Source organism: Tuberibacillus sp. Marseille-P3662, assembly GCF_900178005.1.
Taxonomy (GTDB): Bacteria; Bacillota; Bacilli; order Bacillales; family Sporolactobacillaceae; genus Marseille-P3662.
This window is the reverse complement of the sequence record NZ_FXBS01000002.1, coordinates 1-18414: the sequence shown is the minus strand read 5'-3', so window position 1 is coordinate 18414 and position 18414 is coordinate 1. Positions and strand designations below refer to the sequence as shown.

Sequence of the window (18414 nt, the reverse complement as noted above, 5' to 3'; positions counted from 1 at the left end):
TATTATACAATAGATATACATTTTGAAAAGCTATTTTCCTATAGTTTAAATCAAAATACAGCAAATGTTAACCGCTTTTACAGATGTTTACATTATCTAAACACAACAAATACACAGGACTTTTGTACCGAGCTATTTATATTTAAGGAGGCTGGTTTGATGCGTTCGCAGTCAGTATTATTTGAGGATATTCGTCGACCTTTGATTAATGATATTCCGAATCCCGCTGATTTTGAAGAGTTTCTGATTGATTCGGAAGGCAAGTTGTGGTTAACCTCAAAAATGGATAAGTGTCAAGGGACATCAGAAATCCACGTGTTTTGCGGACAAGGTCACCTTTTGGAACAGAAATGTGTCAAAGGAAAAGTGTCGCTGTATGAATCCAGTCATTGGTTAGTGGCCGCTTGCGAAGGGGAAGATGGTTACGGCTATGTGTATCAATTCGATAAAACGGCAATTACGCTTCTGAATGAATGGCAAATTGACGGCTTTTTATGGGATTTAGCGATTGACCACAATCACCTGCATGCAGTCAGTTACTCACCCAAAGATAACCATGCTTATCTAACAAGCATTAGTACTTTGGGAAAAGACAGTCTATGTTTGGGAGAAGGTTTTTTCCCAACCGGCATTATTAAATACGGTGCAGGCTTTTATGTGACGACATGTCAGTTGACTGAGCCAAACCGTGGCAAGTTGTTACAACTCGATGAATCAGGGATTATTGTAAATACTGTGATTGTTGATACATCTCCCCGTCAATTGTTCAGATATGATGGTGATTTGATTTTACATGGTTTGAATATGGAAACAGGCAGAGCTGACCATCTTGTCTATATTCACTTACAAACTTTGAAGGCCGCGACCTATAATATACCTAAGACAAAAGATATACGTGAGCAAAACCAACATTTGCTCTTGTACAATGATGATAAACAATCGCTCTTTTATTGGAATCACCAAAAGCGGAAAGTGACAAGCGTGATTCATTTGTCCCGTACTTTAAATTCCTAGCTGCTGGTAGCACCTACCAGCAGCTTTTTTTGCATAAAATAGTCATTAATTTCACAGTATAAGGCAACTAACCAATGAAAGGATGACGGTCTTGTCAACAGTGGTGTCAGTCGGGCTGAGCAATCCACCTTATGTTCTGGCGCAAGAAGAAGTGATGGACTTTGCCAGAGACTTTTACCGAAATGATTTTTCGGACGTCGAACGTTTATTAAAAGTCTTTCATAATGGGGACATTGAGCGCCGGTATTTTTCAGCACCAATCAAGTGGTTCAGTCAGCCTCGAACGCTGAAAGAAAAAAATGATCGCTATTGTGAAATGGCTGTTAGTCTAGGGATAAAGTCGATTAATGATTGTCTCAATCAGGTCGATTACCTTTCAACGCCTGTTGAAGCCACAGCCATTGATGCTATTTACTTTATATCCACAACGGGCATGGCCACGCCCAGTATTGAAGCCAGGATTATGAACCAATTACCATTTGATGTCCACACTAAACGGATTCCTATTTGGGGACTGGGTTGTGGGGGCGGCACCGCTGGACTAGCTCGTGCTGATGACTATTGCCGTGCTTACCCTGAAGCTAATGTATTAGTTCTTTCGATTGAATTATGTAGTTTAACGTTTCAATATGGTGACCGCTCCAAAAGCAATTTAATAGGAACGTCATTATTTGCTGATGGTGCTGCTTGTGTGCTCGTTTCAGGCGAACAATCATCGTTGAAAAGTAAAATTCAGCTCCCGATCGTTCCTAAAGTAAGAGGGAGTCAATCGACATTAATGCCTAACTCCGAAGAAGTCATGGGTTGGGATGTTCGTGATGAAGGGCTGCATGTTGTTTTTTCAAAAAGTATCCCGCATATTGTCGAAACATGGCTTCAACCTGAGGTGAAACAGTTTTTACAGCAATATTACCTTGATATATCAGAATTGCATCACTTTATTGCTCACCCTGGTGGTCGTAAGGTACTTGATGCCTATGAAGCCATATTTAATCTTGAACGCCAGTTTACGGACAATGCTCGTAACATTTTACGAAACTACGGAAATATGTCATCGCCAACCGTTTTATATGTCCTAGATCGGGCGATGAGGCAAGCCGGGAATCCCGGTGAGCAGGGACTGGTTGTATCCTTGGGTCCTGGTTTCACCTCTGAGTTACTGCTACTCGAATGGGTTGACGCGTCATGAAGTTATTTGTGGCTTTATTTTTGATAGTGTTGCTGCAAAGAGGAGTCGAGTTGAGCATAGCGAAGCGGAATGAACGGTCTCTCAAGGCTTATGGGGGGATTGAGAAAGGGCAGTCACATTACCACTTAATTGTGGGTCTGCATATCGCCTTTTTTGTAAGCCTGCTTCTTGAGGTGCTTTTTATTGGTGCCCGGCCAGCCCCATGGTATTGGATTCCTTTAGGTTTTTTCCTTCTTGCCCAAATTATACGTGTCTGGGCATTAACGTCATTAGGTGTTTTTTGGAATACGAAAATTATTGTCTTACCCGGTGCTGATATCGTTACGAAAGGGCCATACAAGTATGTAAAACATCCTAACTATCTAGTCGTGGCTGTAGAAATATTAACCTTGCCGCTAATTTTCCAGACTTATTTAACAGCGATTGTATTTACTGTCTTAAATGCGGTGTTAATCTTGGGCGTACGTATTCCTGAGGAAGAGCGGGCATTAAGAGGGGTCTGACCAGGTCAGACCCCTCTGTGAATATTGTATAGCGAAACAGGTGCTAAAATGAATCCAGCCAACAGGCCGAATAAGTGACCTAATACATCGACGGAAGCGGGTGAGAAAAACGTAAATAGGACGCTGATGACCAGAATAACCATGACGATGTTCATATCATTCTTACTCATAAGGTCCCGCCTAATAGCTACCATATAGAGATAGAAACCGAATAAACCGAAGATAGCCCCTGAAGCTCCATAGAAGATTACATTGAAACCCCAATCACTAAAGAAAAAGGTGCCAACATTGGCTAATATACCAGACCCTAAAAAGGCAACGATAAATTTGATTTTTCCTAACATCCGTTCCAATGCTGGACCAAATAAAAATAATGAAAAGCAATTAAAAAACAAATGCGATAGGCCGAAGTGAACGAAGATGGGTGTAATGAGCCGCCACCATTCATTATTAACAGCAACGCTGTAATGATGGCCAACAATTAAGTTAAAAAAAGCATTTAAGTTGAGAATAGGGCCAAGCGGACCTGATACAAATAAAGCATGTAATAGAAATATCGCAAGGTTTATTGCTAAAATGGTGGTAACAATAGGGTATAATCGAGTGAAAGTTTTAAAATCTTCATGTCTGATAAACAAGGTAACAGACCTCCTCCTGTAAAAGGTTGTGAATAAATGATTATTGGAACAGGTGTCGATATCATTGATTTAAACCGGATCAACCGGCTAGTTGAACGTCATCAATTTATACATCGTATTTTAACATCTCTAGAGTACCACAAATTTACCACTTTATCTGCCAATAGACGGACGGAATTTTTGGCGGGACGGTTCGCGGCCAAAGAAGCATTTGCCAAAGCTCTGGGGACGGGGATTGGTTTAGAACTTTCTTGGCGCGATATCGAGGTACATAACAATGATCAAGGAAAGCCGGAAGTCACGTGTGAGCGTTATAATGATTGCAGAGTTCACTTAAGTATTACCCATTCTAATGAATATGCTGTTGCTTTTATCGTTATTGAGGACAAGGAAAGCTAGTCTGCATATTCCTTATGGTTGTCTCATATATTTTTAGTGCGCTGGGAGGGACTATTGTGCAGGTCGTATCACGAGATGACATGCAGCGTATTGACCGGTTTGCTAGTGAACAAATCGGTCTTAAAGGTGAAATGTTGATGGAAAATGCCGGCCGGGCCGTCTTTCATCACATCAAGAAATTACTGCCATCAGCAGGCAAAATAGGGGTGATGATCGGCAAAGGAAATAACGGGGGTGATGGGTTTGTCATTGCCCGTTATCTTATGGAGGCGGGCTATCAGGTTTCTGTATGGGTTATTCCGAATAACCAAAGTATCCAAGGTGATGCAGCTATTCATAAGGCTATTTTACAAAAATGCGGGGGTCATCCGAAATTTTTGCAAGACTATGAGTGGGAGGCGCTTTTCGAAGATTGGCATTCATGTACAATCATCATTGATGCCTTGCTCGGTACTGGTATCACGGGAGTGCCAAGGGAACCTTACAGACACCTCATTCAAGCTATGAATCAGTTGGAGCAGACGGTCGTTTCGGTGGATATACCCAGTGGAACGCCTGCCAATGGCGGTCAGTTTGATCATGAAGCGGTTCAAGCAGATTATACGATAACTTTACAATGCCCTAAAATGGGACGGTATACGTATCCGGCTGCCAACTTTTATGGGGTTACTCAAACGGCTGATATTGGTATTCCCTATCAGGCTGTTGAACGAACAATTGAACATCCGGGGGTATCGGTTTGGCAACGGCAGCATGTTTTACAATCATTGCCGAATAGGGCTGCAGACGGTCATAAAGGAAACTATGGCCGCGGCCTTCTTGTCGCAGGCTCCAAGCGAATGCCTGGAGCGGCAGCACTAGCTGCTCGCGCTGCTTTAAGATCTGGCATTGGCTTATTGTCGGTTGCTGTGACGGCGGAGGCAATCCCCATTATTGGCGCGAATGCCCCTGAAGCTACTTTTACAACGCGTCAGGATATTGATCCTTCAAAATTTGATGGAGTCGCGATTGGGCCGGGGATGGGCGTTGACGAACAAGCACGGCAGTCTCTAGCTCAATTGTTGAAAAGTGATCAGCCGTTTGTCATCGATGCCGATGGACTTCATTGCCTGAAGGATGATTTAGAGACTTTGGCTCAAAGAAAGGGTATTACCGTGTTAACGCCTCATCCAGGTGAAATGGCGCGGCTAACGGGGGATGATGTTAACACGATTGAATCGGATCGATTTGGTATTGCCCGGGCATTTGCGACCCGTTATGGTATTTATCTGGTATTAAAAGGCCCCTTCACGATCATTACGACCCCTGAAGGTAGACAGTACGTTAATGAAACAGGCAATCCTGCTCTAGCCAAAGGGGGTAGTGGCGACGTGTTAACGGGCATGATCTTGGCGCTCCTAATGCAATATGAAAAACCCATTCATGCTCTTAATAATGCCGTTTATTTGCATGGGCAAATCGCTGATAGGCTCATTCAAGAGGAACACTCACCTTTAGATGTTGTGGCGAGTGACCTTACCCAGCACATTCCAAATATTTTGTATGAATGTTATCGTGATGCGACTAGCTAGAATAGAATCCCTCCTTTGTCACTGAACCTGAGACAAAGGGGTTGGATATAGTGAAGAAAGCATTGGCAATTTTCATGACAAGCGTTATGTGTATGTTTGTCTTGGCAGCTTGTGGTGAAAAATCTCAGGAAGATGTTATTAAGAGTTTGGAGAAAAAGACAGAAAATCTAAAAGGCTATAAAACTCAAGCGACAATGGTCTTTCACCAAGGCGACAAAAAGCAAAAGTACAAGGCGGAGATCTCGTACAAATCATCTGACTTTTACAAGATTGTATTGGATGGAGGTGAGCAGAGCAATAAGCAAATGATCATCAAGAATGATAACGGTGTCTTTGTCCTAACGCCGGCTTTGAAGAAGAAGTATAGCTTTGAAAGCAAATGGCCGAATAATCGTAGTCAGTATTATCTTTATCAATCATTGGTTACGGATATTTTAAATGATCCTGAACCTGATTTCGAAACAAAGGATGACCAGTACGTCTTTACAACAGCCACAAATTATAAGACAAAGGAATTAGCGCATCAAAAAATTGTCCTAAACAAAGACCTTGAGCCTAAGAAAGTTCAAATTATGGATAAAGATATGAATACGGTTATCGATGTTTCATTTAATGATTTTAAATTTAATCCAGAATTTGAGAAAGGCACATTTGATGAAGATAAAGCGATGAGTGCAGCTAGGATTGAAAAGCCAACAATGGCCAATCAAGATAAGGAGCTCACGGTTGTTCGTCCCAATCTGAACTGGGAGAATACAAAGCTTGCTCTAGTCAAGAAAGTAAAAAATGACGACAAAGTCCGTCACGTCATCAAATATGAAGGTGACCGTTCTTTCACTTTAATTGAATCAAAGAGTGATGTCGCAGAAACATCTTCAACCGTTTCTGCTTCAGGGAACCCAGTTGATTTAGGGTATGCGGTTGGAACAATCACGGACGGTTCGTTATCTTGGAGTTATAATGGCACTGACTTTTATCTGGCATCAGACAACTTGACGCAAAAGGAAATGATTGAAGTTGCTGGTTCTATGAATAGCGGTCTCGTCAAATAATAGGGTTCATGTTGAAAGGCCTGAGACATCACGGGCCTTTTTTCTTTGGGCTCATAAGCCGTGAGTCAGTTCGACGGTGCCGCAGGAATTGGCGTAGTTATTCGAATATCCTTACATTGAAGAACTTCCTTTAACATTTGACAATTAAGATTTGGGAAATGATAATTTATATATAATTTATTGAGGGAGGAGCCCAAGGATGGAACGAAAATATTATCGTGATACCTGGGCTGAAATCAATTTGGATGCGATATCAGCGAATGTCCGATCATTGCGGTCACATCTTCCGGGTAAAACCGAAATCATGGCTGTTGTTAAGGCGGATGGATATGGCCATGGTGCATATCAAGCTGCTGTGACCGCTTTAAATGCTGGCGCGACTTGGTTGGGTGTCGCTCTTCTTGATGAAGCGTTAGAGTTACGTGAACAAGGCGTGCAGGCTCCTATTCTTGTTATGGGTTGGGTTCGCCCAAAAGACGTTGCGGTTGCTGCTGAACATCATATATCTTTAACTGTTTTTCAAGAAGAATGGTTGGATCAAGCACAGGCGTATTTACCGAGCTATCAAATGTTATTTTTGCATCTAAAAGTGGACACGGGCATGGGACGAATAGGCGTCCGGACAGTTGGGGAACTTGATGGTGTGATTGAAAAAATTAAGAGTGATCGACAATTCATTTTAGAAGGTGTGTTTACACACTTTTCGACGGCTGATGAAGATGACCCGACCTACTTTAATTTGCAGTATCGAACGTTTAACCACTTTTTATCTCAACTGCAGAACCATAAGGTGAATCCAAATATCGTTCATTGTGGGAACAGTGCTGCAGCACTGAAGCATGCTGATAAAATGTTTAATGCGGTTAGATACGGTATTGCTATGTATGGTTTGTCACCAGGTAAGGACATGAATGCTCATTTGCCATTCCCGTTAGAAGAAGCCTTTTCTTTAAAGAGCCAAATCATCCATGTCAAGAAAATGAACCGTGGTGAAGCGATTAGTTACGGTGCAACGTATTATACCAATGGTGAGGAATGGATTGGAACTGTTCCAATTGGTTACGGTGATGGGTGGCCACGACGATTGCAAGATGCCGAGTTATTGGTGGGTGAACACAGGTGTCCTGTAGTTGGGCGAATATGCATGGATCAATTGATGTGCCGCTTACCTGAGGCCGTTCCGATCGGCACTCCTGTGACATTGATCGGCTCTTCACCTAGTGGAAGTGATGGCATCGCCGTTGGGGATATTGCCGAAGAGCTTGAAACGATTCCCTATGAAATACCTTGTATGATTAATGCAAGAGTTCCAAGGTTATACTTTAAGAATAAGGGGCATATGGATGAATAGTTCGGTGTTTTTGCGAGAGAAGCTTTGCAAACTGTTCGATCTAATGATAATATTTAATTTGGAATCTTATTGTGCGAAGTGACTGGGTTGGAGGTGCACCTATGCCTGAATCAAATTCTGAAGAGGTCGTCGTAGAATTACCACAACAGATTATAAGAGAGTTAGATGGTATGGCGCAGAAAGAAAACGTTAATCGGAGTGAATGCCTTCGTCGAGCAGTAAAATTGTACCTTCGTGAGCATAATAAACGCCAAATTCGCGAATCCATGCGACAGGGCTACATGGAGATGGCAAAGATTAATCTTAATATCGCATCTGAAGCGTTCTTAGCCGAAGAGGAGGCTGAAAGCACCCTCGAACGCCTAGTTAGCGGGGTGTAACGGGTGTGATAGTAAAACGCGGCGATGTATATTTTGCTGACCTGTCTCCGGTTGTTGGATCCGAACAAGGCGGCGTCAGACCGGTTTTGGTCATCCAAAACAATATCGGTAATCGGTTTAGCCCAACGGTGGTTGTTGCCGCAATTACTGCTCAAATCCAAAAAGCCAAACTTCCTACACATGTTGAAATTGATGCGCAAAAATATGGCTTTGACAGGGATTCTGTTATCCTGCTTGAGCAAATCCGAACGATTGATAAACAACGTTTGACGGATAAAATTACGCATTTGGATGATGACATGATGAATGGCGTTGATGAGGCTATTCGTATTAGTTTAGGCTTAATTGACTTCTAGCGAAAGTTGTCCGCGATAAAATCGGGCAACTTTCCTTTTTTTGTTGAAGATTTGTTTATTCAATGAAATAATAATTATAATTATTCTCTTATAGAAAGAAGGTTGACCAAGGGTTGAACAAATCAGTGATACAGTTGATTACCGACAACAAAACATCAATTATTGAACGTTGGATGAGTGAGATGGGTGATGTCACGCCGGAAAGTGCGATTCATTCTACTAATGAAAAAATTGCTGAAGCCAATAATGAAACATTTGCTCACTTAATTTTCAGTTATATGGCTAAAGACGGTGACTTCACTCAGTTGAATGAATTTGTCAAGAGAATTTTAGAGTTCGGCTACCCGCTTAACTATTTGACAAGAGGTTTGCAATTGTTTCGCAGGGTCATGATTGAGGTAACGGGCCATGAGGCGAACGATACTAAAGAACTTTTGAAAATCTACCAAGACATTGAAGCTATCATGGATTCGATTTTTAACCGGTTAATTGAAGATGCCACAGAACAATGGGAAAACACGGTTGCTATGCAGAAAAACGCGCTTTTGGAATTGTCAGCACCGCTCATACCCATTATGGACTCCATATCAGTGATGCCGCTCATTGGAACGATTGATACGGACCGTGCCAAACTCATTATGGAAAATCTATTAAATGGTGTGATTGAAAACCGATCGGAAGTGGTTTTGATTGACATTACCGGGGTCCCTGTAGTTGATACTATGGTTGCACATCATATATTACAGGCAGCGGAAGCCGTTCACCTTGTTGGTGCTGAATGTATTTTAGTTGGCATACGTCCGGAAATTGCCCAGACTATTGTTAATCTCGGGATTGAACTTGGTGAATTTCCGACGAAAAGTACTTTGAGAAAAGGTATTGAGACAGCTCTTGGTATGACAAAGCGAAAAATTGTGGACACGGATCAGGAGGCTTGACATTGCGAATACCTATTCTGAAATTACACGGTTACTTACTTACAACAATACAAGTTGAATTAGATGATCAAACAGCCATCCAATTTCAAGAAGATTTATTGAAGAAGATTCATGAAACAGAAGCTAAAGGCGTTGTGATTGATTTAACGTCGGTGGAACTGATTGATTCGTATATTGCTAAGATCCTTGGTGACGTTGTGAATATGTCACGTATGTTAGGGACAAAGGTTGTTTTAACTGGTATTAGGCCAGCTGTTGCAATTACTTTAATAGACCTGGGAATCCATCTAAAAGGGGTGCCAACCGCTCTTGATTTAGAACAGGGTCTAGATAAATTGCAACAGGAATTGGAGGGGTAATGATGGGGACCCAATCCAATATTGATATCAAAAATGAATGGGATATTGTTAATGCCAGGCAGCAAGGAAGATATCTGGCTAAAGAACTTGGCTTTGGTCATGTTGACCAAGCTCGAATCACGACGACAATTTCTGAACTAGCACGAAATATATATCTATACGCACAAAAAGGAACGATCACAGTAGCCGCCTACCATGAGGCTGGGAGAACAGGGTTAAAGATGGTGGCAAAAGACGACGGTCCTGGTATTAATGATGTTAAGAAAGTCATGCAGGATGGATATACGACCTCAGGAGGCCTTGGGGCTGGACTACCAGGTGTTAAACGCCTTATGGATTCATTTGATTTGCGCTCCCATCAGAATGAAGGGACAGAAGTTGTGGCCATTAAATGGCTCCGTTGAACTGAGAGGAGACAGGGGATATGTTGGATCAGGAGAGTATGCAGAAACGTTATGAACAATTTTTGTCTGAATATTTAGCTAGGCGGGATGAAAAAAATCTCTATAATGGGCAAAAAATCAGCCGTAAGATGATTGAACAACATATTTCGCCTGAAGAAGTTGTCAGTACCCATGTTGATGTGTTAACGAAGTTATACCCTGAGATGAGTGATGATTTACATGCTTCATTTGACTTTTTATTGGAAGTTATGATGGGATATGGGTTCGCTTATCGAGAGCATCAAAGTCTGCGGAATTGGCAACAACAACTTGAAAGTGAAATTGAAATTGCTTCCGATGTCCAACAATCGCTGTTGGTAAACGATATGCCAGATGTTGAAGGTCTCGAAATGGGTGTCATTAGTCGTCCAGCGAAGCAAATGAGTGGCGATTACTATCACTTTGTCCGTGATGGACAGAATTCAATTAGTGTCGCTGTAGCCGACATTATTGGTAAAGGTATACCGGCAGCTATGTGTATGTCGATGATCAAGTATTCGATGGACAGTGTTTCTGAACAACGAATGGAGCCAACGGCCATGTTGGAAAGCCTCAATCGAGTTGTTGAACATAATGTGGACTCGAGTATGTTTATCACGATGTTTTACGGTGTTTATAATTCCATAAAACACCGATTCTACTATGCTTCGGCGGGGCATGAACCTGGGTTTTATTACTCATCAATGGATCAGCAGTTTTATGAAATGGAAGCCAGGGGATTGGTTCTTGGAGCGACACGAGATACAAAATATGTTGAATACAGACAGGATTTAAACAAAAACGATATGATCATTTTACTTTCGGACGGGGTCACAGAATGCCGTACGGAAAGTGGTTTTATTGAGCAGGAAAAGATATTAGACATGATCCGGTCTAGAATTGATGAACGTCCGCAAGAGATTGTTGAAAGGGTCTATGAAGAGCTAGAAAGATTGCAAGACTTTGAATTGAGAGATGATTTTACACTTATCATTATGAAACGAGATGTTTAAAGGGCGTCGATGAGGGGTAATTGATTATTTAAGGAAGGGAACATCGGCCAAATAGCGTAACGATTTCCTACGAATACCGATCCTAATACGGCCTGATGTTGTAACATGCAAGTTTAAGGAGGATGGAAGCTTGAACTTACATATCGAAGATCAACTCATTAATGAAAATAAATACCTTTTGAAAGTCTCGGGAGAAATTGATGCTTACACGGCACCTAAGTTAAAAGAAAAATTATTACCTCTGACAGAGCAAGCAGGAATAACCATTGTTATAGATCTTGAGCAAACCGAATATATGGATAGTACAGGTTTGGGGATTATTATTGCTGGATATAAATCAGCGTACAAAAACGAAAGTTACATCCAAATTCAAGGAATGACCCCCCGTGTTAGAAGGTTATTTGAAATAACGGGTGTCTCAGATTTGCTCATGGATCAGCAGTCACTAAAGGAGGGACAGAAATGAGTCAGCAAGTTGACTCCGTAGAGCTTAAAATTCCAGCCAAATCCGAGTACGTTGGGGTTGTTCGATTGACAGCTTCAGGTGTGGCCTATCGCATGGGATACTCTTATGATGAAATTGAAGATATCAAGGTTGCTGTCTCAGAAGCGTGTACCAATGCCGTTAATCATGCCTATCACGGTGTTGATTCCGGCCAAATTGCTATTCACATAAGAAGTTATACTGATCGTATGGAAGTTGGGGTTATTGATGAAGGCTGCAGCTTTGATTACGAGGATAAAATCAAAGAATTAAAGCCTATTGATGCCGGTGTAAGTATAGAACATGTAAATGAAGGGGGTTTGGGACTATTCCTCATTGACACATTGATGGATCAAGTTAATATTAGTGGCGGCTCGGGTATCAATGTCATTATGACAAAGTTTTTGGACGAAGATGGGGTGTTGAACCATGTCAACAAAGTCCAATCAATCGAATGAAATGATGAAAGAAAATATCTTAGATTTTATTAAGCGGTATCAGGAAGATACGGACAATGAGGAGCTTCAGTCATACCTTGTTTCTTATTATGATCAATTAGTTGCATCCCTTTCGCGCAAGTTTGCAAAAAATAAAGGCATTGAAGAAGATTTGTATCAAGTAGGTATGATTGGTTTATTAGGGGCTCTTAGGCGTTTTGACACATCTATGGGACGTAGTTTTGAATCCTTTGCAGTGCCCACCATTGTCGGCGAAATCAAACGCTATATGCGTGATAAAACGTGGAGTATTCATGTCCCGCGGCGAATTAAAGAATTAGGTCCCAAAATTAAACAAGCTGTCGAACAATTAACAAATGACAAGCAACGATCACCTTCCGTCCAAGAAATAGCTGCTTATCTAGAAGTGACTGAAGAAGAAATTCTTGAAACTATGGAAATGGGTAAAAGCTATCAAGCTGCTTCTGTTGATAGCCAAATGGACGCTGATCAAGAAGGTGGAACGGTTACTTTGCTGGATTTAGTTGGCCAGACAGACAAAGGTTATCAGAATGCGAACGAACGTTTGATGTTGGAAAAAGCTTTTAAAGTGCTTAGTGACCTTGAAAAAAAGGTAATCACTTGTACGTATTTTGATCATCTGAGTCAGAAGGAAGCCGGAGAAGCCATTGGTATTTCACAAATGCATGTGTCAAGACTGCAGCGGAGAGCTCTTCGGAAACTCCGGGAATCATTGGCAGATGAAGGAATGACATCAACTCATGTTTGAACATCATTATCTTAATTCGTTTGACATTGTGGTTTTTCAAAAAGCTAAAGGTGATGATAAGATTTGTGGTGACAGTTACCTCGTTCAAGCTGATGATCAGCATGTATTATGTGCTGTGGCTGACGGATTGGGAAGTGGTGAATGGGCTTGGGAAGCTTCAAGCCAGGCCACACAAACGATTGAAACTTATTCGAAGGAATCGCTTGATTCCGTGTTAGGGCATGTCAACGCATCTTTGTTAAAAACGAGAGGGGCCGTTGTGTCCGTTTTGCGTATTGCTCCGGAGACGAATCACTTTGAATTTTGTGGCATTGGCAATGTTAACGTCAAAATTGTCAGTCCGGATGATTCTAAAAAAGTGGGACATCCTATGCCTAATCCGGGCTTTCTGTCGGGACGTCCGGTTGACCTTAAGCATGAGCAACACTATTTTCCATCTGAAGGCTGCTTTGTCATTTATTCAGATGGTATCGGTCTTATTAATAATACAATTAAGGATATTGCTAAACGATTTGAACAAACCTCTCATGAAGTTTTTTTATCTGAGTTACAAGCACTTTTATCATCTGAGTCTGTTAGTGATGATATGACATTCATTATAGGCCAACATCGACCACAGTTCTTCTGATATTTTGGAAGAGCTTTTTTACACTAAAAGGAGGACAAGATATTTGGATACGACAACTAAGCAAAGTGTGCTGACTCGTATCAGTCAGGATATTGAAGTCTCATCGAAACAAGTGAGCAATGTTATTCAATTGCTTGAAGATGATAATACGATTCCTTTCATAGCACGGTATAGAAAAGAATTGACGGGGGGCTTAGATGAAGTCCAAATTAATGATATTTATGAACACTGGCAGTATGCAGTAAATTTAGATAAGCGTAAGGAAGAAGTTATTCGTTTGATTGAAGAGCAAGGTAAACTGACGGAAGACCTTAAACATAGTATTTTGCAAGCGCAGAAATTACAAAAGGTTGAAGATCTTTACCGGCCTTATAAGAAAAAACGGCGGACACGTGCAACGATTGCTAAGGAAAAAGGTTTAGAGCCGTTGGCCGATTGGTTGCTGCTTTTGCCCGATACCTCTATTGAAGAAGAAGCGAGAGGCTACATAAATGAAGACAAGGACGTTCATACCGTGGAGACTGCGGTGGCGGGTGCTCAAGATATTATTGCGGAAGTGATTTCAGATGATGCTAAGTTACGCGAATGGATCCGTGATACCACCTTCAAAAATGGGGTTATTGTAACGAAAGCAAAGAGTAAAGAACAGGATGAACGCGGGACATATGAGATGTATTATGAATATGATGAGCAGGTCAAAAAAATTGTCCCTCACCGGGTGTTGGCGATTAATCGCGGTGAAAAAGAGGATATATTGCGAGTGTCAGTAGAGGGTCCTGAAGACGTTATCCTTAGATTTATTAAAAGCCAATATAGTAGAAAGGCTACAAATGAGGCTGCTGATTTGATTGATCAAGCTGCTGAAGATAGCTATAAGCGTTTGATAGCGCCTGCAACTGAACGGGAGATCCGACAGAGACTAACAGAGACAGCTGGTGAACAAGCGATCCATATTTTTTCGGAGAATTTAAGACATTTACTGTTACAACCGCCAATGAAAGAAAAAATTGTTTTGGGCGTGGATCCAGCTTATCGTACGGGCTGCAAACTCGCTGTTATTGACCAGACAGGTAAAGTGCTTGATATAGCAGTAATTTATCCAACACCGCCTGTTTCCAAGGTGAAAGAAGCAAAGGATAAAGTCCTCGGCTTGATTCGACAGTATGAAATTGAAATGATCGCGGTTGGTAATGGGACGGCTTCGAGAGAAACCGAGCGTTTTATTGCTGATGTGCTTAAAGATGTTAATGATCCCATTTATTATCTTATTGTCAATGAAGCCGGTGCCAGTGTATACTCCGCATCTGAAGTTGCTCGAGAAGAATTTCCTAATTTTCAAGTTGAGGAACGCAGTGCTGTCTCCATTGCGAGGCGTTTGCAAGATCCCCTATCCGAATTGGTGAAAATTGATCCGAAATCCATTGGTGTCGGTCAATATCAGCACGATGTGTCTCAAAAGTCATTGAATGGTTCTTTGACATTTGTTGTCGAAACAGTGGTTAATAGGGTCGGCGTCAATATTAATACCGCTTCAGCTTCATTGTTGCAATATGTTTCCGGAGTTTCAAAAACAGTTGCCAATCACATCGTGAAACAAAGAGAAGAAGAGGGTCGATATACGAATCGTAATCAGTTAAAAAAAGTCCCCCGTCTTGGTAATAAAACCTTTGTTCAGTGCGCTGGTTTTCTAAGAGTCCTGGATGGGGATGAACCGTTTGACCATACCCCGATTCACCCTGAAACTTATACAGAGGCCAAAGAGCTTTTAAAAAGCTTAGACTGTGATAGCGGCGATATTGGAACCGAACGATTAACTGAGCGGTTGTCATCGGTGGATATTGAAGCCAAAGCAGCTGAATTGAATATCGGTGTCCCAACGTTGAAGGATATTATGGAGGCTATAAGCCGGCCTGGACGTGACCCGCGGGATGACGTGCAAAAACCATTGCTTAAAACTGATGTTCTTGAACTTAAAGATTTACATGGTGGTATGCACCTACAAGGCACGGTCCGCAATGTTGTTGATTTCGGAGCCTTTGTAGATGTTGGTGTCAAAAACGATGGGTTAGTACATATATCTAAGTTATCCAACCAATTTGTTAAGCATCCTCTTGACGTTGTCCACGTCGGTCAGATTGTTGATGCATGGGTTGAATCCGTTGATCCAGACAAGGGACGTCTCGCCTTAACCATGATTCCAGCTTCTAACTAATGCTTTTTTATTGAAAAGACCTTTTAATTTACATTAAGATAAAACAAGAAAAGAGGCACTGTTTCATGAACAGTGCCTCTTTCTATAAAAAAACCAACATTGATTGAGTAATTTGATTTGATACCGGTCTTTTTCCAAATAGGCGTTTCTAAGTTGTTTCATAAACCATACCGGCATTTTAGTAATGTGAACCTCCTTTGTATGTTTTTTTTTTTGTGTAGTGACTATCTTATGCATGACAGCTTGGCAAAGTGCAAAGAAATTAGAAGGTGAATCCATTGACTGATGATGAGTTGCAGCAGTTAGTTGAATCAGTGTCCATAGAAAGCTTTAATACTCCTTTTAAACATAAGGCAACTTTCAATAATCGTTTAAAAACAACGGGTGGGAGGTATTTGTTAAAAAACCATCATATTGAATTTAATCCTAAGCAACTTCAATACTTTGGAAAAACTGAGTTTATTAAGATTATTAAGCATGAATTATGTCATTATCATCTTCACCTAAGAGGAGACGGGTATCGACACAGGGATCTGGCGTTTAAAAGGCTGCTGAATAAAGTCGGGGGATCAAGGTATTGTAGGCTCGTCCCAGGGACAAAGAAGTCCAATAAGAAAACGGTCGTTTATCAATGTCAATCTTGTTACCGCATTTACCATAAAAGGCGAGAGATGGATCCGAAAAAGTATGCTTGCGGTCAGTGCAAGGGACGAATAAAAAAAATAAAAACGATTGTTGACGATGCTTAGCATTATATGATAAATTATAAAAGTCGCTGATGAGCGGCACAGAAAAAAACGGCAAATAAATTTTGGTGTTGACAAGATATTAAAGATCATGTATTATTAATAGCGTCGCATTTCAACGGAAGCGACATTATTCCGCAGTAGCTCAGTGGTAGAGCACTTAGCGCTACATCGTCGAATAGACTGCGTTGAGGAATACGATTGTTGTATTCCGAACTTATTGCGATACTTAATCGGATATGCTATGCTGAAGAATGCAGTTTGGGCATTCCCGACATTAGACATTATGTTATATTCCTTTTATGAAATTGTAGTTCTTAATATTATTCCGCAGTAGCTCAGTGGTAGAGCAATCGGCTGTTAACCGATCGGTCGTAGGTTCGAATCCTACCTGCGGAGCCATATGGAGAAGTACCCAAGTTGGCTGAAGGGGCTCCCCTGCTAAGGGAGTAGACGGGCTTCCCGTGCGAGGGTTCGAATCCCTCCTTCTCCGCCATTTGAACATCATAAAGTGGCCCCTTGGTCAAGCGGTTAAGACACCGCCCTTTCACGGCGGTAACACGGGTTCGAGTCCCGTAGGGGTCACCATATAATGAGGGTCTGTGGTGTAGCGGTTAACATGCCTGCCTGTCACGCAGGAGATCGCGGGTTCGATTCCCGTCAGACCCGCCATTATTTATTGGCCCATAGCCAAGCGGTAAGGCACCGGTTTTTGGTACCGGGATGCGCTGGTTCGAATCCAGCTGGGCCAGCCATTTTTTTGAGCCATTAGCTCAGTTGGCAGAGCACTTAGCGGTACATCGTCGAATAAACTACGTTGAGGAATACGGTTTTTGTATTCTGAACAACTTGAGATACTACTTTTATATAATGGCAAAAATAAATACAAGTTTTAGGGACACCATGAGCCATTAGCTCAGTTGGCAGAGCATCTGACTTTTAATCAGAGGGTCGGAGGTTCGAATCCTCCATGGCTCATCATTAGCAAGCGGGTGTGGCGGAATTGGCAGACGCGCTAGATTTAGGATCTAGTGTCTTACGACGTGAGAGTTCGAGTCTCTCCACCCGCATGTTGCATCAAGGGAAGTTTGCGGTCGTGGCGGAACGGCAGACGCGCTAGGTTGAGGGCCTAGTGGGGGTTAAACCCCGTGGAGGTTCAAATCCTCTCGACCGCATTTTTATTAAGCGCCCTTAGCTCAACTGGATAGAGCGTCTGACTACGGATCAGAAGGCTGAGGGTTCGAATCCTTCAGGGCGCACCATTATCGGGAAGTAGCTCAGTTTGGCAGAGCACTTGGTTTGGGACCAAGGGGTCGCAGGTTCAACTCCTGTCTTCCCGACCAGCCAAAAAAGATGGTTTTTATATAAGCGGGTGTAGTTTAGTGGTAAAACAAGAGCCTTCCAAGCTCTGGTCGTGGGTTCGATTCCCATCACCCGCTCCACTTTTTAAGTTTAAAACTATTAATATATTTGTGATAACTTTATGGGCCTGTAGCTCAGTCGGTTAGAGCGCACGCCTGATAAGCGTGAGGTCGGTGGTTCGAGTCCGCCCAGGCCCACCATTAAGTCAATTAATTATAAGTGTTGACGCACTTTTAATTAAATGTTACATTAAATATTGTCGCTTTTTCAACTATCTTCTATTGAAGAGGGTGGTTGACAATAGAGTGTCTCCTTGTTACAATTGAAAGGTCGCTCTGAAGCCAATCGATAGATTGCTCTTTGAAAACTAAACAAAACTCAAGCGCTGTTTGAAAGGAACCTCTTTTCAAACATAGCCAAGGGTCAAACGCAACAACTTTTATGGAGAGTTTGATCCTGGCTCAGGACGAACGCTGGCGGCGTGCCTAATACATGCAAGTCGAGCGCGAGATATTCTATGATCTCTTCGGAGTGATTAGGATGGATCGAGCGGCGGACGGGTGAGTAACA

21 protein-coding genes, 12 tRNA genes and 1 rRNA gene are annotated in these 18414 nt (G+C 41.9%); 32 read left to right on the top strand and 2 right to left on the bottom strand.

Annotation, left to right across the window (positions count from 1 at the left end):
- Nucleotides 1-159 precede the first annotated feature (159 nt).
- The 3 genes from B9Y89_RS00215 to B9Y89_RS00205 all read left to right on the top strand — a co-directional run bounded on the left by B9Y89_RS00215 (nt 160) and on the right by B9Y89_RS00205 (nt 2706).
- On the top strand, nt 160-1014 hold the full coding sequence (locus B9Y89_RS00215) for a hypothetical protein (protein WP_085520484.1): 855 nt from the start codon (nt 160-162) through the stop codon (nt 1012-1014).
- 91 nt (nt 1015-1105) lie between these two features.
- On the top strand, nt 1106-2203 hold the full coding sequence (locus B9Y89_RS00210; RefSeq protein ID WP_139822658.1) for a type III polyketide synthase: 1098 nt from the start codon (nt 1106-1108) through the stop codon (nt 2201-2203).
- 50 nt (nt 2204-2253) lie between these two features.
- Nucleotides 2254-2706: an isoprenylcysteine carboxyl methyltransferase family protein gene (locus B9Y89_RS00205; protein ID WP_303393577.1), complete on the top strand. Its 453-nt coding sequence runs from the start codon at nt 2254-2256 to the stop codon at nt 2704-2706.
- A gap of 5 nt (nt 2707-2711) precedes the next feature.
- Here B9Y89_RS00205 and B9Y89_RS00200 read toward each other — a convergent pair whose 3' ends face one another.
- Nucleotides 2712-3344, bottom strand: coding sequence for a rhomboid family intramembrane serine protease (locus B9Y89_RS00200; protein ID WP_085520478.1), 633 nt, complete (start codon nt 3342-3344; stop codon nt 2712-2714).
- A 36-nt stretch (nt 3345-3380) separates the two neighbouring features.
- On the opposite strand from B9Y89_RS00200, the gene acpS reads away from it, so the two are divergent.
- The 15 genes from acpS (at nt 3381) to B9Y89_RS00125 (ending at nt 15736) form a co-directional block, all read left to right on the top strand.
- Nucleotides 3381-3743: a holo-ACP synthase gene (acpS, locus tag B9Y89_RS00195; RefSeq protein WP_085520476.1), complete on the top strand. Its 363-nt coding sequence runs from the start codon at nt 3381-3383 to the stop codon at nt 3741-3743.
- 56 nt (nt 3744-3799) lie between these two features.
- Nucleotides 3800-5314, top strand: a complete 1515-nt coding sequence (locus tag B9Y89_RS00190; protein WP_085520474.1) for an NAD(P)H-hydrate dehydratase — start codon at nt 3800-3802, stop codon at nt 5312-5314.
- A gap of 50 nt (nt 5315-5364) precedes the next feature.
- Entirely contained in the window at nt 5365-6366 is a 1002-nt protein-coding gene (locus B9Y89_RS00185) for a LolA family protein (RefSeq protein WP_085520473.1), read from the top strand.
- Between the two features lie 199 nt (nt 6367-6565).
- Nucleotides 6566-7717 (top strand): alanine racemase, encoded by a 1152-nt coding sequence (gene alr / locus B9Y89_RS00180; RefSeq protein ID WP_085520471.1) that lies wholly within the window; start codon nt 6566-6568, stop codon nt 7715-7717.
- A gap of 101 nt (nt 7718-7818) precedes the next feature.
- The gene (locus tag B9Y89_RS00175; protein ID WP_085520469.1) at nt 7819-8097 is read left to right on the top strand and encodes a CopG family ribbon-helix-helix protein; all 279 of its coding nucleotides are present in this window, start codon (nt 7819-7821) and stop codon (nt 8095-8097) included.
- Nucleotides 8098-8102: 5 nt separating this feature from the next.
- A complete protein-coding gene (locus B9Y89_RS00170) occupies nt 8103-8453 on the top strand; it encodes a type II toxin-antitoxin system PemK/MazF family toxin (RefSeq protein ID WP_085520467.1) in 351 nt (116 codons plus the stop codon).
- Nucleotides 8454-8566: 113 nt separating this feature from the next.
- Complete coding sequence (locus B9Y89_RS19465) at nt 8567-9391, top strand: STAS domain-containing protein (RefSeq protein ID WP_085520466.1); 825 nt, start codon at nt 8567-8569, stop codon at nt 9389-9391.
- Between the two features lie 2 nt (nt 9392-9393).
- A complete protein-coding gene (locus tag B9Y89_RS00160) occupies nt 9394-9750 on the top strand; it encodes an STAS domain-containing protein (protein WP_085520464.1) in 357 nt (118 codons plus the stop codon).
- A gap of 2 nt (nt 9751-9752) precedes the next feature.
- Nucleotides 9753-10154, top strand: coding sequence for an anti-sigma regulatory factor (locus tag B9Y89_RS00155; protein ID WP_085520462.1), 402 nt, complete (start codon nt 9753-9755; stop codon nt 10152-10154).
- A 20-nt stretch (nt 10155-10174) separates the two neighbouring features.
- Nucleotides 10175-11185, top strand: a complete 1011-nt coding sequence (locus tag B9Y89_RS00150; protein WP_085520460.1) for a PP2C family protein-serine/threonine phosphatase — start codon at nt 10175-10177, stop codon at nt 11183-11185.
- A 130-nt stretch (nt 11186-11315) separates the two neighbouring features.
- A complete protein-coding gene (locus tag B9Y89_RS00145; protein ID WP_085520459.1) occupies nt 11316-11651 on the top strand; it encodes an anti-sigma factor antagonist in 336 nt (111 codons plus the stop codon).
- On the top strand, nt 11648-12127 hold the full coding sequence (rsbW, locus tag B9Y89_RS00140; protein WP_085520457.1) for an anti-sigma B factor RsbW: 480 nt from the start codon (nt 11648-11650) through the stop codon (nt 12125-12127). Before B9Y89_RS00145 ends, rsbW begins: the two co-directional genes overlap by 4 nt.
- A complete protein-coding gene (sigB, locus tag B9Y89_RS00135) occupies nt 12099-12896 on the top strand; it encodes an RNA polymerase sigma factor SigB (protein ID WP_085520456.1) in 798 nt (265 codons plus the stop codon). Before rsbW ends, sigB begins: the two co-directional genes overlap by 29 nt.
- On the top strand, nt 12889-13524 hold the full coding sequence (locus tag B9Y89_RS00130) for a SpoIIE family protein phosphatase (RefSeq protein ID WP_085520454.1): 636 nt from the start codon (nt 12889-12891) through the stop codon (nt 13522-13524). Before sigB ends, B9Y89_RS00130 begins: the two co-directional genes overlap by 8 nt.
- A 43-nt stretch (nt 13525-13567) precedes the next feature.
- Nucleotides 13568-15736 carry a Tex family protein gene (locus tag B9Y89_RS00125; protein WP_085520452.1) on the top strand — a complete coding sequence of 723 codons (2169 nt, stop codon included), beginning with the start codon at nt 13568-13570 and terminating at the stop codon, nt 15734-15736.
- Between the two features lie 63 nt (nt 15737-15799).
- On the opposite strand, the gene cmpA is transcribed toward B9Y89_RS00125, so the two are convergent.
- Entirely contained in the window at nt 15800-15913 is a 114-nt protein-coding gene (cmpA, locus tag B9Y89_RS00120) for a cortex morphogenetic protein CmpA (RefSeq protein WP_085520450.1), read from the bottom strand.
- 101 nt (nt 15914-16014) lie between these two features.
- Here cmpA and B9Y89_RS00115 point away from each other — a divergent pair, with 101 nt between their 5' ends.
- From B9Y89_RS00115 to B9Y89_RS00050, 14 genes are all read left to right on the top strand, one after another.
- The gene (locus B9Y89_RS00115; RefSeq protein WP_085520449.1) at nt 16015-16485 is read left to right on the top strand and encodes a SprT family protein; all 471 of its coding nucleotides are present in this window, start codon (nt 16015-16017) and stop codon (nt 16483-16485) included.
- A 324-nt stretch (nt 16486-16809) separates the two neighbouring features.
- Nucleotides 16810-16884 (top strand) — tRNA-Asn (locus B9Y89_RS00110).
- A gap of 3 nt (nt 16885-16887) precedes the next feature.
- A tRNA-Ser gene (locus tag B9Y89_RS00105) sits at nt 16888-16978 on the top strand.
- 17 nt (nt 16979-16995) lie between these two features.
- Nucleotides 16996-17070, top strand: a tRNA-Glu gene (locus B9Y89_RS00100).
- Nucleotides 17071-17078: 8 nt separating this feature from the next.
- Nucleotides 17079-17154 (top strand) — tRNA-Asp (locus tag B9Y89_RS00095).
- Nucleotides 17155-17162: 8 nt separating this feature from the next.
- Nucleotides 17163-17237: transfer RNA gene (locus B9Y89_RS00090), tRNA-Gln, on the top strand.
- Between the two features lie 150 nt (nt 17238-17387).
- Nucleotides 17388-17460 (top strand) — tRNA-Lys (locus B9Y89_RS00085).
- Between the two features lie 10 nt (nt 17461-17470).
- Nucleotides 17471-17552, top strand: a tRNA-Leu gene (locus B9Y89_RS00080).
- Between the two features lie 20 nt (nt 17553-17572).
- Nucleotides 17573-17657: transfer RNA gene (locus tag B9Y89_RS00075), tRNA-Leu, on the top strand.
- A 10-nt stretch (nt 17658-17667) separates the two neighbouring features.
- A tRNA-Arg gene (locus tag B9Y89_RS00070) sits at nt 17668-17744 on the top strand.
- Nucleotides 17745-17748: 4 nt separating this feature from the next.
- A tRNA-Pro gene (locus B9Y89_RS00065) sits at nt 17749-17825 on the top strand.
- 25 nt (nt 17826-17850) lie between these two features.
- Nucleotides 17851-17924 (top strand) — tRNA-Gly (locus B9Y89_RS00060).
- 43 nt (nt 17925-17967) lie between these two features.
- Nucleotides 17968-18044 (top strand) — tRNA-Ile (locus tag B9Y89_RS00055).
- Between the two features lie 238 nt (nt 18045-18282).
- Nucleotides 18283-18414 (top strand): 16S ribosomal RNA (locus tag B9Y89_RS00050); the annotation flags it as partial.

Bases quoted from the DNA above. Each gene is read 5' to 3' on its own strand.
- acpS (WP_085520476.1), top strand. From the start codon at position 3,381: ATGATTATTGGAACAGGTGTCGATATCATTGATTTAAACCGGATCAAC.
- B9Y89_RS00215 (WP_085520484.1), top strand. From the start codon at position 160: ATGCGTTCGCAGTCAGTATTATTTGAGGATATTCGTCGACCTTTGATT.
- alr (WP_085520471.1), top strand. From the start codon at position 6,566: ATGGAACGAAAATATTATCGTGATACCTGGGCTGAAATCAATTTGGAT.
- B9Y89_RS00175 (WP_085520469.1), top strand. From the start codon at position 7,819: ATGCCTGAATCAAATTCTGAAGAGGTCGTCGTAGAATTACCACAACAG.
- rsbW (WP_085520457.1), top strand. From the start codon at position 11,648: ATGAGTCAGCAAGTTGACTCCGTAGAGCTTAAAATTCCAGCCAAATCC.
- sigB (WP_085520456.1), top strand. From the start codon at position 12,099: ATGTCAACAAAGTCCAATCAATCGAATGAAATGATGAAAGAAAATATC.
- cmpA (WP_085520450.1), bottom strand. From the start codon at position 15,913: ATGCCGGTATGGTTTATGAAACAACTTAGAAACGCCTATTTGGAAAAA.
- B9Y89_RS00130 (WP_085520454.1), top strand. From the start codon at position 12,889: ATGTTTGAACATCATTATCTTAATTCGTTTGACATTGTGGTTTTTCAA.
- B9Y89_RS00155 (WP_085520462.1), top strand. From the start codon at position 9,753: ATGGGGACCCAATCCAATATTGATATCAAAAATGAATGGGATATTGTT.
- B9Y89_RS00150 (WP_085520460.1), top strand. From the start codon at position 10,175: ATGTTGGATCAGGAGAGTATGCAGAAACGTTATGAACAATTTTTGTCT.